Below are 11815 nucleotides of genomic sequence, written 5' to 3'. Positions count from 1 at the left end.
GGACCCCCATCACAACCCAGTAGATGAGGCAAAACGCTACCAGCGAGACCGTTGGGGCGTCTGCCGGACCTATCAGAACCTTCACGTTTTGACGTAGTAAGTCAGGGTTACTTCGCAGGTAGTGTGCTCTGCGAACCCCAAGGTCACGGCTTGATGAAGCCGAGGTCACCTTTTGTCAAATGGCTTTGCCCGGGTTGAGGAGACCGAGCGGGTCGAAGACCGCCTTGATGCCCCGCTGCACCTCCGTGGCGACCGGCCCCGCCTCGAGGGCCAGCCAGCGCTGCTTGAGCAGGCCGACGCCGTGCTCGCCGGTCAGGGTGCCGCCGAGCTCCAGCGCGTGCGTGAACACCTCGTCCGCCGCGGCCCAGACCTCCGGGGGCGGCTCGATGGTGCCGTGCTCGAAGATGAAGACCGGATGCAGGTTGCCGTCCCCCGCGTGCGCGACCGTGGCGATCCGCACCCCGTGCCGGGCCGCCGCGGCCTCGATCGCGGTGATCATGTCGGGCAACACGGAACGCGGCACGCACACGTCCTCGACCAGGCACGCGCCCTGCCGCTCCTTGGCCTGGTAGGCGAGCCTGCGCAGCCCGATCAGCTCCTCGGCCTCCTGCGGGCTGGAGGAGACGGCCACGAACGAGGCGCCGTTCTCCATGCACAGCTCCTCCATGCGCGCGGCCATCGCCTGGCCGTCCGTCGCGTCCGACTGGCCGATCAGCATGGCCTGGGTCGACGCCTCGAGGCCGATGTTGCGCCACTCGTCGATGGCCTCGAGCGTGGCCCGGTCGAGCAGCTCCATGAGGGAGGGCTGGCAGCCGGCCGCCATGATCGCCGACACGGCGGCGCCCGCGTCGCGCAGCGAGCCGAACTCCGCGGCGAAGGTGGCCGGTGGCGCGACGGGAGCGCGGCGCAACCGCACCGTGGCCGCCGTGATCACGCCCAGGGTGCCCTCCGAGCCCACGAACAGGCCGGTCAGGTCGTAGCCCGTGACGCCCTTCATCGTGCGGCGGCCGGTGTCGAGGATCCGCCCGTCGGCCAGCACGACCTCAAGCCCGAGAGCGGAGTCCCTGGTCACGCCGTACTTGACGCAGCGCAGCCCGCCGGCGTTGGTGGCCAGGTTGCCGCCGATCGTGGAGATCTCGTACGACGACGGGTCGGGCGCGTACATCAGGCCGTGCTCCCTGGCGGCCTTGTCCAGGTCGGCGGTGATGACGCCGGGCTCGACGACGGCGATCTCGTCGGCGGGGGAGAGCTCCCGGATCGCGGTCATCCTGGCCAGCGACAGGATGACCGAGCCGTCGCCGGCCACGGAGGCGCCCGCCAGGCCGGTGCCCGCCCCGCGCGGCACCACCGGCACCCGGTGCTCGGTGGCCCACTTCATGGTGGTGACCACGTCGTCGCGGGAGGCGGCGAGCACCGCCCCGGCCGGCTTGCCCGGCTCCAGGAACGTCCGGTCGCGGGCATAGGAGTCGATCACGTCCGGATCGGTCAGGACGCGGCCTTCGGGCAGAGAGCTCACCAACGCATCAATCGGTCTCACACCATGCACCTTATGGGCAAATCCCCACTATCCGGAGAGGGGCCCTGGAGGGCGGCTCGGCGGGCGGTTTGCGCAGGCCGTGGCTTAGGGCCAAACTGCCCGAGTGAAAGTCAGGTGCCCGGTGTGTTCGGAGACCGACCAGGTCGTAGCGGTCCCCGGAGCGGTCGCCGCGGGGACCACGTACAAGATCGGGCGGGTGCGGTTACCCGGGGCGCGCGAGGTGGCCGATCTGCCGATGGCGGCGACCCTGGGCGCCTCGAAGCACGTCATGAGCCGCACGCAGCTCGCGGTCTGGTTGTCGTTCCCCAGCCGCCACTACACGCCGTGGGCCAGGAACCAGGGCTACATCCTGCTGCTCCTGGCAGCCCTGGCCCACCTCGTCATGTCGCTGGTCATCGCGATGGGCCAGGACCCCAACTGGGGTGAGGTGCTGCTCGCGCCGTTCTGCCTGACGGGCCTGTTCTGGGGGCTCGGCCTGCTGAACGTGCTCGGTTCGTACGGCGCACGCAAGCGCGACGACAGCGAGGCTCCGGCCAGGGAGAAGGCCATGGCCGTGTGGGAGGGCCTGTGCTACTGCGCCCGCGACAACGTCGTGTTCGAGCCGGGGGTCGGCGTCTCGTTCCATCCGAGCGAGACGCGCGAGTACATCTTCGGCTTCCGGTCGGGCCGCTGACTCAGCCCCGCTCCTCCGCCACCAGGCGCACGCAGACGGCCAGGCCGTTGATGGCCTGCTCCAGCTCGTCGAGCTCTGGGTAGGTCGGCGCGATCCTGATGGTGCGGTCGCCGGGGTCGTCGCCGTAGGGGTGGGTGGCGCCCGCGGGGGTCAGCGCGATGCCCGCGGCCTTGGCCTTGGCCACCACCTCGGCGGCGTGCGGCACCTCCAGGCTGATGAAGTAGCCGCCCTTGGGGCTCGTCCAGGTCGCCAGGTCGCCGAGCTGCTCGGTCAGCACCTTGTCGACCAGCTCGAACTTCGGCCCGATCAGTTCGGCGTGGCGGCGCATGTGGGCGGCGACCCCGGCGCCGTCGCGGAGGAACTCCACGTGCCGCAGCTGGTTGAGCTTGTCGGGGCCGATGGACTGCTTGGCGGTGTTGTGCAGGAACCACTCGACGTTGGCTGGTGAGGAGCCGAAGAACGACACGCCCGCGCCCGCCAGCGTCACCTTCGAGGTGGAGGCGTAGACGAACACGCGGTCGGCGTTGCCCTGTTCGGCGCTGAGCGCGAGCAGGTCGGCCAGCTCGGCCGGGGTGTCGGTGAGGTGGTGCACCGCGTAGGCGTTGTCCCAGAAGATCCGGAAGTCGGGGGCGGCCGCGGGCATGGCGGCCAGCCTGCGCACGGTCTCGTCGCTGTAGACGACGCCGGACGGGTTGCTGTACTTCGGCACGCACCACATGCCCTTGACGCTGGCGTCGGAGGCGACCAGGCGCTCCACGACGTCCATGTCGGGCCCGCCGGCGTTCATCGGGACGGGCACCATCGTGATCCCGAACCGCTCACAGATCGTGAAATGCCGGTCGTACCCCGGCACCGGGCACAGGAACGTGACCTTCGGCTCCTCCACCCACCGGCGCGCGGCGCCCGGCAGCGGCGTCAGCAGCGCGTGCACGATCGTGTCGTGCATCAGGGCCAGGCTGGCGTTGCCGCCCACGACGAGCTGACCGGCGGGCACCTGCACCAGCGGGGCGAACAGCTCGCGCAGCTCGGGCAGGCCCTGCAGGTTGCCGTAGTTGCGGCCGTCGGTGCCGTCGGCCGCGCGGTAGGACGTGGGCAGTTCGAGCATGTCGTTGGAGAGATCGAGCTGGCGCGGTGACGGCTTGCCCCGGGTGAGGTCGAGCTTGAGCCCTCTCTGGACGAGGGCGGCGTAGTCACGCTGAGCGGTCACGAGATCTCCTCCATGTCGGTTCGGTTACGAAGGATAGAAGACGCCGCCATGTGGACCGGCACCGATCCGCGATATGGACGCTCGCGCGTCGCGGAACGTCCAAGCTTTGCCGCAAAGGGTAAAGAACGGCTTCCCGAGCGGCGGTCATTGGCGTGGAATGGGTAGATCGGGGCAGTTGGCACTCCGCACGGGAGGGAGCGGCCGTGACGACCGTTCGCGAACCCTCGATCGAACAGGTCAGGCGCCGGCACACCGGGACCGTGATCGCCTCCTGGCTGTCGACGACCGACCACAAGGTCATCGGCTACCTCTACCTGATCACGTCGTTCGGGTTCTTCCTCGTGGCGGGCGTCATGGCCATGATCATCCGAGCCGAGCTCGCCGGGCCGGGACTGCAGCTGGTCAGCCAGCACCAGTACAACCAGCTGTTCACCATCCACGGCACGATCATGCTGCTGCTGTTCGCCACCCCGCTGTTCGCCGGGTTCACCAACGTGATCATGCCGTTGCAGATCGGCGCGCCCGACGTCGCCTTCCCCCGGCTGAACGCGGTGGCGTACTGGTTGTTCCTGTTCGGCGGGCTGATGGTGCTGGCCGGGTTCTTCACCCCCGGCGGGGCGGCCGACTTCGGGTGGTTCGGGTACACGCCGCTGTCGACGTCCGTCTACTCGCCGCAGGTCGGCGGCGATCTGTGGATCATGGGACTGGCTTTGTCGGGGCTCGGCACGATCCTCGGCGCGGTCAACTTCATCACCACGATCATCGCCATGCGGGCGCCGGGCATGACGATGTTCCGGATGCCGATCTTCTGCTGGAACGTGCTGCTGACCTCGATGATGGTGCTGCTGGCGTTCCCCGTGCTGGCCGCCGCGCTGCTCGTGCTCGAGTCGGATCGCAAGCTGGGCACGCAGGTCTTCCTGGCCGAGAACGGCGGGCCGCTGCTCTGGCAGCACCTGTTCTGGTTCTTCGGCCACCCCGAGGTCTACATCATCGCGCTGCCGTTCTTCGGCATCGTCACCGAGGTCATCCCGGTCTTCAGCCGCAAGCCCGTCTTCGGCTACCTGGGGCTGGTCGGCGCCACGATCGCCATCGCCGGGTTGTCGATGACGGTCTGGGCGCACCACATGTTCGCGACCGGGCAGGTGCTGCTGCCGTTCTTCTCGTTCATGACGTTCCTCATCGCGGTGCCGACGGGCGTGAAGTTCTTCAACTGGGTCGGCACGATGTGGCGCGGGCACCTGAGCTTCGAGTCGCCGATGTTGTTCTCGGTCGGCTTCCTGGTGACGTTCCTCCTGGGCGGCCTGACCGGCGTCATCCTGGCCTCGCCGCCGCTCGACTTCCACATCAGCGACACCTACTTCGTCGTCGCGCACTTCCACTACGTGGTGTTCGGCACCGTGGTGTTCGCCATGTTCGCCGGGTTCTACTTCTGGTGGCCGAAGATGACCGGCAAGATGCTCGACGACAAGCTGGGCAAGCTGCACTTCTGGACCCTGTTCATCGGCTTCCACATGACGTTCCTCGTGCAGCACTGGCTGGGGCAGATCGGCATGCCCAGGAGGTACGCCGACTACAGCGCGGCGGACGGCTTCACCTTCCTCAACGAGGTCTCGTCCGTCGGCGCGTTCCTGATCGGCGCCTCGACGCTGCCGTTCCTCTACAACGTGTTCAAGACCGCGAGGAGCGCGCCCAAGGTCACGCTCGACGACCCCTGGGGCTACGGCAACTCGCTGGAGTGGGCCACGAGCTGCCCGCCGCCGCGGCACAACTTCACGTTCATGCCGCCGATCCGCTCCGAGAGGCCCGCATTCGACCTGCACTATCCGCGGGAACGGACGAACGTGCCGCCCGAGGTGGACCCCGGGGCGGACCCCGAGCTCCGGCCCGGCGAGGGTACGAGCGACTGACCTTTCCCGAACCGTGACGTGGTGCTTGTGTGGAGGTGACGTTTCGCCTATCTAGGGAGATCGGCGATGACCGGCACGAAGATCCCCTTCGACCCCGAGACGGCTCCCTGCGGGAAGAAGTCCGGTGGTGAACGCCTCATCGACGACGACGAGTACGGCCTGGTGATCCGCGACCAGTTCTTCGACTGCGGCTGCCGCATGATCCGGCACGAGTACCACGACGGCAGCATCCACCTGTCCGCCATCCGCCACGACGGCAAGCGGGTGAAGGACCCGATCCAGCCCGACCACGGGAAGTGACGTACATGATCGACGTGCTCATCGTCGGAGGAGGCGGAGCGGGCCTGCGGGCGGCGGTCGCGGTCGCCGAGGTGGATCCCGCCCTCAAGGTGGCGGTCGCGTCCAAGGTCTATCCGATGCGCAGCCACACGGTCTCCGCCGAGGGCGGCGCCGCCGGGGTGATCGGCCTCGACGACACCCTCGACGAGCACTGCTACGACACGATCTCGGGCGGGGACTGGCTGCCCGACCAGGACGCGGTCGAGGCGTTCGTGGACGAGGCGCCGCGCGAGCTGATGCAGCTGGAGCACTGGGGCTGCCCGTGGAGCCGCGAGCCGGACGGGCGGGTGGCGGTGCGCCCGTTCGGCGGGATGAAGAAGATGCGCACCTGGTACGCCGCCGACAAGACCGGCTTCCACCTCCTGCACACCCTCTTCCAGACAACGCTGAAATATCAGGACATCATCAGGTACGACGAGTGGTTCGTCACCAAGCTCGTCGTCGACGACGGCCGCGTCCACGGCGTCGTGGCCGTCGAGATCAGGACCGGCCGCATCGAGACCATCCCCGCCAGGACCGTCATCCTGGCCACCGGCGGCTGCGGCCGCGCCTTCCCCTTCACCACGAACGCCGCCATCAAGACCGGCGACGGCATGACCCTCGCCTACCGGGCGGGAGCGCCGCTGAAGGACATGGAGTTCGTCCAGTACCACCCGACCGGCCTGCCGTTCACCGGCATTCTCATTACCGAGGCGGCCAGGGCGGAGGGCGGCTGGCTGATCAACAAGGACGGCTACCGCTACCTGCAGGACTACGACCTCGGCACCCCCACGCCCACGCCGAAGCTGCGCAGCATGGAGCTCGGCCCGCGCGACCGGCTGTCCCAGGCGTTCGTGCACGAGCAGGAGAAGGGCCGCACCGTGGACACGCCGTACGGCCCGGTCGTCCACCTGGACCTGCGCCACCTCGGGGCGGGCAAGATCGACGACCGCATCCCGTTCGTCCGCGAGCTGTGCCGCAGCTACCAGAACCTCGACCCGGCCACCGACCTGATCCCGGTGCGCCCTGTCGTGCACTACATGATGGGCGGCGTCCACACCGACATCGACGGCGCCACCCCCGTCGCCGGGCTGTACGCGGCCGGGGAGACGGCGTGCGTCAGCATCAACGGGGCCAACCGGCTCGGCTCCAACTCCCTGCCCGAGATCCTCGTCTTCGGCCGGCGCGCGGGCGTCGCCGCCGCCGGGTTCGCCCGGTCGCACAGGAGCGGCGAGCCGTCCTGCGTACGCGCCCAGGGGGAGGACGAACGGCGGCGGTTGGAACGCGCGCGCGGGGGCAGCGGGCACGGGGAGCGGATCGCCGACCTGCGCGAGCAGATGCAGCACACGCTCGAAGGAGCGGCGGGCATCTACCGCACGGGCGACGCGCTGGCCAAGGCCGCCGACACGCTGGCCGAGCTGCGCGAGCGCGCCGAGGAGGCCCGCATCGACGACACGAGCACGACGTTCAACACCGAGCTGATCAACCTGCAGGAGCTGCACGCCATGCTGGAGGTCGCGCAGACGATCGTCGCCTGCGCGCTGAACAGGAGGGAGTCGCGCGGCGCGCACCAGCGCACCGACTTCCCCGCCAGGGACGACGAGGCGTTCCTGGCGCACTCGCTGGTGCACCGCGCCCCCGACGGCACGCCGTCCGTCGGCCTGCTCCCCGTGACGATCACCCGATGGCCCCCGGGAGAAAGGGTGTATGGCCGTGACTGAGCCGATGAGCGCGTCTGAATCAGGCGTGACTGATGGCAAGGAGACCAGGACGCTGCGGATGGAGGTGTCCCGGTACCGGCCGGGGGAGGACGACGAGCCGGTGCTCCAGGGATACGACGTGCCGCTCATGCCCGACTGGGCCGTGCTCGACGGGCTCAACTACATCAAGGACCAGCTCGACGGCAGCCTGTCCTACCGCTGGTCGTGCCGGATGGGCGTGTGCGGCTCGTGCGGCATGACCGTCAACGGCGAGCCCCGGCTGACCTGCGGCACCTTCCTCACCGAGTACGGCGACGGCCCGGTGCGGATCGAGCCGCTGAAGGGGTTTCCCGTCATCAGGGACCTGGTCGTGGACATCGACGACTTCCTGGCCAAGCTGTCGTCGGTGCGGCCCTGGCTGGTCAGGGAGGGCGAGGACCTGCCGCTGACCACCGAGTACGCCCAGACGCCCGAGCAGCTGGAGGCGTACAAGCAGTACAGCATGTGCATCAACTGCCTGCTGTGCTACTCGGCCTGCCCGGTCTACGTGCTCGAACCCGACTTCCTCGGCCCGGCCGCCATCGCCCTCGCCCAGCGCTACAACCTCGACTCGCGCGACATGGGGGACCGGTTCGACGTGCTCAACCTGGAGGACGCCGTGTGGGGCTGCACGTTCGTCGGCGAGTGCACCCAGGTCTGCCCCAAGCACGTGGATCCGGCCGAGGCCATCCAGCGGTACAAGCTGACCGCCGCCCTGCGCTCGGTGCTGCCGTGGAGCAGGCGATGACCTCCAAGGAGAAGGTGACCCCGAGCGCCGCCGTACGCACCACCTCGGCCGCCTACCGGCCGCGGACCGACCGGCTGTGGTTCGCCCGCAGCCGCCGCTACACCTTCTTCGTGCTGCGGGAGCTGACCAGCGTCTTCGTGGCGTGGGCGATCGTCTTCACGCTGATGCTCGTGGACGCGGTGCTCGGCGGGTCACTGCGGGACTTCGCCGCGCTGGCCTCCCGGCCCTGGATGATCGCGCTCAACGTCGTCGCCCTGGCCGCGACCGCCTTCCACGCGATCACGTTCCTCAACCTGGCGCCCAAGGCCACCGTCGTCCGGCTGGACGGCTGGCGGGTGCCCGCCTGGATGATCCAGGGCGGCAACCATTCGGCCTGGGTGCTGGTCTCCGCGCTGATCGCCTATTTCATCCTGAGGTCGCCATGAAGCGCACGCCCGAACCGTATCTGTGGTTGTTGTTCAGCGGCGGGGGCGTGGTGGCGGCGCTCGTGCTGCCGGTGCTGGTGCTGCTGTTCGGGGTGCTCATGCCGCTCGGCGTCGTCGACTGGCCCGCCGTCGATCATCTGCGCGCGCTGCTGGACGGCGTGGTCGTACGGGCCGCGCTGCTCGTGGTCGTGACGCTGTGTCTTTTTCACGCGGCCCACCGCATTCGTTTCACCAGTGAAGAGCTGTTCGGCATCGCGAGGTTCGATCGGGCGCTGGCGGTGATCTGCTACGGGGCGGCGCTGGCGGGCGTGGCCGTGGCCGTTTGGGTGATGGCCTGATTGTCGTAGTTTGATCACGTTTCAACAATTCCCTTTACGACCCGTTTAGCCACCCTCTAACGTCCGGCATTGCACACCCTATGGCCATGCGCCCGGCGACCCCGGGCAGAAAGGGTTCCTGGTGCCACGTACAAAGCGCCTGTTAGCAACGCTTCCCGCGGTCGCCCTTCTCGGCGCCGCCCTGACCGTTCCCTCCGCACAAGCGTCGTCGGTGGCGGTTTACGAGCCCGCAGCCTCGGACTTCTACATCAACTACGCTCCGCCCAGGGTCGCGGAAGACCCGAAGGAGCCCAAGCTCGAAGATCCGAAGGCGCGCTCGCTCACCCCGGCGCAGAAGTTCGACAGGAAGTTCAGCAGCGGTAACCCCGCGGCCGGCCGCATTCTCGCCGCGCGCGAGAAGGAGGCCATGAGAACCGGCCGAAACCCCGCTGAATGGATCTTCAAGAAGTCCAAGCAGACCCGTACGGCCAAGCTCCTGACGCTCCTCGTCGAGTTCAACGAGCAGGCCAACGACGACTTCTCCGGATTCAACCGGCTGCGCTCGGTCGGCAGCGCCCCCGACGACTGCGTCGTCGAGCCGCCGGGAACGCTCCTGAACGGTCCCCTGCACAACAACATCCCCGACCCGGCGACGCTGCCGCACAAGGACAACAACTCCTTCTGGGTCAAGGACTTCAGCACCGAGCACTTCAACAAGATGCTCTACACGGACAAGGGCATCACCGAGCGGGTGCGCCCCGACCTGAAGGACCCCCGCGACGGCAGGCCCGGCATCGACATCTCCGGCTTCACCATGAAGAAGATGTACGAGGAGATGTCGAAGGGCGCCTACTCCGTCACCGGCGAGGCGGTCGGCTGGGTCAAGGTTCCGCACTCCGAGGCCTGGTACGGCGCCGCGGCCTGCGGCGGCGCTCCCCAGGACATGTCCGGCCACCCCGACAACCAGCTCGGCGCCCAGCAGCTCCCGATCGACTCGGTGAACGCGCTCGTCCAGGCCCAGCCGGACTTCCCCTGGGCCGACTACGACGTGGAGGACGTCTCCGACGCCGACGGCGACGGCAACTTCCAGGAGCCCGACGGCGTCATCGACCACCTGGTGCTGGTGCACGCCGGCAAGGACAAGTCGTCCGACGGCGGCGCCGAGGGCACCTACGCCATCTGGGCCCACTCCAGCGCGGTCGCCGGCGGCTACACCGTCCCCGGCACCGACAAGAAGATCTCCAACTACATCGTGCAGCCCGAGGACTCCGGCGTCGGCGTCTTCGCCCACGAGTACGGCCACGACCTCGGCCTGCCCGACCTGTACGACACCTCGGGAGCGGGCAGCTCGGCCGTGGACTTCTGGGACCTGATGTCCAGCGGTTCCCACTCCGGCCCGATCTTCCAGTCGATGCCCACCCACATGGGCCTGTGGGACAAGTGGGTGCTCGGCTGGGCGAACCCGAAGGTGTTCGACCCCGGTGACCGCTCCAAGCTCGTCACCGTCGGCCAGACCTCCCGCACGCCCAAGCTGACCGAGGACGGCATCCGGGTCAACCTCGCCTCCGCGCCGCTGAAGATGATCGAGCCGCACAGCGGGTCGAACGCCTGGTGGACCGGCCTGGACCAGGAGTGGGCCAACATCGGCATCACCCGCGACGTGCCCGTCCCCGAGGGCTCCGACGTGCGGTTCTGGATGTGGAACAACTACGAGATCGAGTCCGACTGGGACTTCGGCTTCGTCGAGGTCTCCACCGACGGCGGCGCGACGTGGACCCAGCAGAAGGTCTTCGACGAGGCCGGCAACGAGATCACCACGCCCGACGACTACCCGGACCCGAACAAGAACCTCGCCACGTTCGGCAACAAGAAGTACGGCATCACCGGCAACACCGACGGCTGGCGGCACGACTACGTCAACCTGACGCCGTTCGCCGGGCAGACGATCAAGCTGCGGCTGACGTACAACACCGACGCGGCCTTCATGCCGCGCGGCTGGCACGCCGACGACTTCGAGCTCACCAACGACGGCACGTCCGTGTGGAGCGACGACGTCGAGGGCGGGGACAACGGCTGGCACGCCACCGGTGGCACGTTCACCAACACCAGCGGCCAGGGCTGGACCCGCAACAACGGCGAGCGCGAGGTCTCCCGCTTCTACCTGGCGGAGTGGCGCAACTTCGACGGGTTCGACAAGGGCCTGCAGTACACCTACGACACCGACTACTCCCGTGACGGGGCGTGGAAGGTGCAGAAGATCAAGTACAACGCGCCCGGCCTGCTGGTCTGGTACCGCGACTCGACGTACGTCAACAACCACGTGACCGCCGACATCACGGGCCCGCCGAGCCTCGGCCCGAAGGGCAGCCTGCTGGTCGTGGACTCCCACTACGAGCCGCTGCGCCGCACGGGCACCGCGGCCGAGAAGGACCCGACGCTCAACAAGAACCTCCCGGGCCGCGCCCAGACCTCGAACGCCGCGTTCGGGTTCCGCAAGACGTACCCGTTCAAGGAGTGCCTGGAGGCGGCGGACGAGCCGTTCAGCGAGTACTGCACCGACTTCAAGGCGCAGAAGGGCGTCAAGACCTTCACCGACGCGAAGACCTGGTACCCGGGCATCGAGCTGATCGACAACGGGCTGTACTACCGCGACTTCGACGCCTCAGCGGTCGTGCCGTCGAAGGGCGACCAGGCGTACACCACGCGCGTGGTGCACCAGGACGGCACCCCCGCCACCGAGCTGTACGGCCAGGTGGCCGCGGGCTCGGTGCTCGGCACCGGCGACCCCGGTGACGAGGGCAAGGCGCTGGGCGTGCAGTTCCAGCTGCTCACCCCGCTGCCGGGCAACCTGGGCGCCATCGTCCGGGTGGTCCCGCCGAAGAAGTGACCTGCGGGGCCGGCCGTTCCCAGCGGCCGGCCCCACGCCCTGCGCAACCGGCCGGCC

At 68.7% G+C, this 11815-nt stretch carries 10 protein-coding genes; 8 read left to right on the top strand and 2 right to left on the bottom strand.

What is annotated here, in order from left to right; translation table 11 throughout:
- Positions 1 to 175: 175 nt before the first annotated feature.
- Positions 176 to 1537, bottom strand: coding sequence for an FAD-linked oxidase C-terminal domain-containing protein (locus ABGB14_RS14455; RefSeq protein WP_347644125.1), 1362 nt, complete (start codon positions 1535 to 1537; stop codon positions 176 to 178).
- A 121-nt stretch (positions 1538 to 1658) separates the two neighbouring features.
- On the opposite strand from ABGB14_RS14455, the gene ABGB14_RS14450 reads away from it, so the two are divergent.
- Entirely contained in the window at positions 1659 to 2210 is a 552-nt protein-coding gene (locus ABGB14_RS14450) for a hypothetical protein (protein ID WP_132602028.1), read from the top strand.
- 1 nt (position 2211) lies between these two features.
- Here ABGB14_RS14450 and ABGB14_RS14445 read toward each other — a convergent pair whose 3' ends face one another.
- On the bottom strand, positions 2212 to 3417 hold the full coding sequence (locus ABGB14_RS14445; RefSeq protein WP_347644124.1) for an aminotransferase class I/II-fold pyridoxal phosphate-dependent enzyme: 1206 nt from the start codon (positions 3415 to 3417) through the stop codon (positions 2212 to 2214).
- A gap of 203 nt (positions 3418 to 3620) precedes the next feature.
- Between ABGB14_RS14445 and ctaD the strand changes: the two genes are divergently transcribed.
- From ctaD to ABGB14_RS14410, 7 genes are all read left to right on the top strand, one after another.
- Positions 3621 to 5324 (top strand): cytochrome c oxidase subunit I, encoded by a 1704-nt coding sequence (ctaD, locus tag ABGB14_RS14440; RefSeq protein WP_347644123.1) that lies wholly within the window; start codon positions 3621 to 3623, stop codon positions 5322 to 5324.
- A 66-nt stretch (positions 5325 to 5390) separates the two neighbouring features.
- The gene (locus tag ABGB14_RS14435) at positions 5391 to 5624 is read left to right on the top strand and encodes a hypothetical protein (RefSeq protein ID WP_347644122.1); all 234 of its coding nucleotides are present in this window, start codon (positions 5391 to 5393) and stop codon (positions 5622 to 5624) included.
- 5 nt (positions 5625 to 5629) lie between these two features.
- The gene (gene frdA, locus ABGB14_RS14430) at positions 5630 to 7363 is read left to right on the top strand and encodes a fumarate reductase (quinol) flavoprotein subunit (RefSeq protein WP_347644121.1); all 1734 of its coding nucleotides are present in this window, start codon (positions 5630 to 5632) and stop codon (positions 7361 to 7363) included.
- A gap of 25 nt (positions 7364 to 7388) precedes the next feature.
- Positions 7389 to 8129 carry a succinate dehydrogenase iron-sulfur subunit gene (gene sdhB, locus ABGB14_RS14425; protein WP_347644120.1) on the top strand — a complete coding sequence of 247 codons (741 nt, stop codon included), beginning with the start codon at positions 7389 to 7391 and terminating at the stop codon, positions 8127 to 8129.
- The gene (locus ABGB14_RS14420) at positions 8126 to 8554 is read left to right on the top strand and encodes a hypothetical protein (protein WP_347644119.1); all 429 of its coding nucleotides are present in this window, start codon (positions 8126 to 8128) and stop codon (positions 8552 to 8554) included. The genes sdhB and ABGB14_RS14420 overlap by 4 nt, the downstream gene beginning before the upstream one ends.
- On the top strand, positions 8551 to 8892 hold the full coding sequence (frdD, locus tag ABGB14_RS14415) for a fumarate reductase subunit FrdD (protein ID WP_347644118.1): 342 nt from the start codon (positions 8551 to 8553) through the stop codon (positions 8890 to 8892). The genes ABGB14_RS14420 and frdD overlap by 4 nt, the downstream gene beginning before the upstream one ends.
- Positions 8893 to 9103: 211 nt before the next feature.
- The gene (locus ABGB14_RS14410; RefSeq protein WP_347644117.1) at positions 9104 to 11758 is read left to right on the top strand and encodes an immune inhibitor A domain-containing protein; all 2655 of its coding nucleotides are present in this window, start codon (positions 9104 to 9106) and stop codon (positions 11756 to 11758) included.
- Positions 11759 to 11815: the final 57 nt, after the last annotated feature.

The organism is Nonomuraea sp. B10E15, assembly GCF_039871615.1.
Lineage (GTDB): Bacteria > Actinomycetota > Actinomycetes > Streptosporangiales > Streptosporangiaceae > Nonomuraea.
The sequence above is the reverse complement of the archived record's forward strand: the minus strand, read 5'-3'. Positions and strand labels throughout refer to the sequence as shown.

Bases quoted from the DNA above. Each gene is read 5' to 3' on its own strand.
- frdA (WP_347644121.1), top strand. From the start codon at position 5,630: ATGATCGACGTGCTCATCGTCGGAGGAGGCGGAGCGGGCCTGCGGGCG.
- ABGB14_RS14420 (WP_347644119.1), top strand. From the start codon at position 8,126: ATGACCTCCAAGGAGAAGGTGACCCCGAGCGCCGCCGTACGCACCACC.
- ABGB14_RS14435 (WP_347644122.1), top strand. From the start codon at position 5,391: ATGACCGGCACGAAGATCCCCTTCGACCCCGAGACGGCTCCCTGCGGG.
- frdD (WP_347644118.1), top strand. From the start codon at position 8,551: ATGAAGCGCACGCCCGAACCGTATCTGTGGTTGTTGTTCAGCGGCGGG.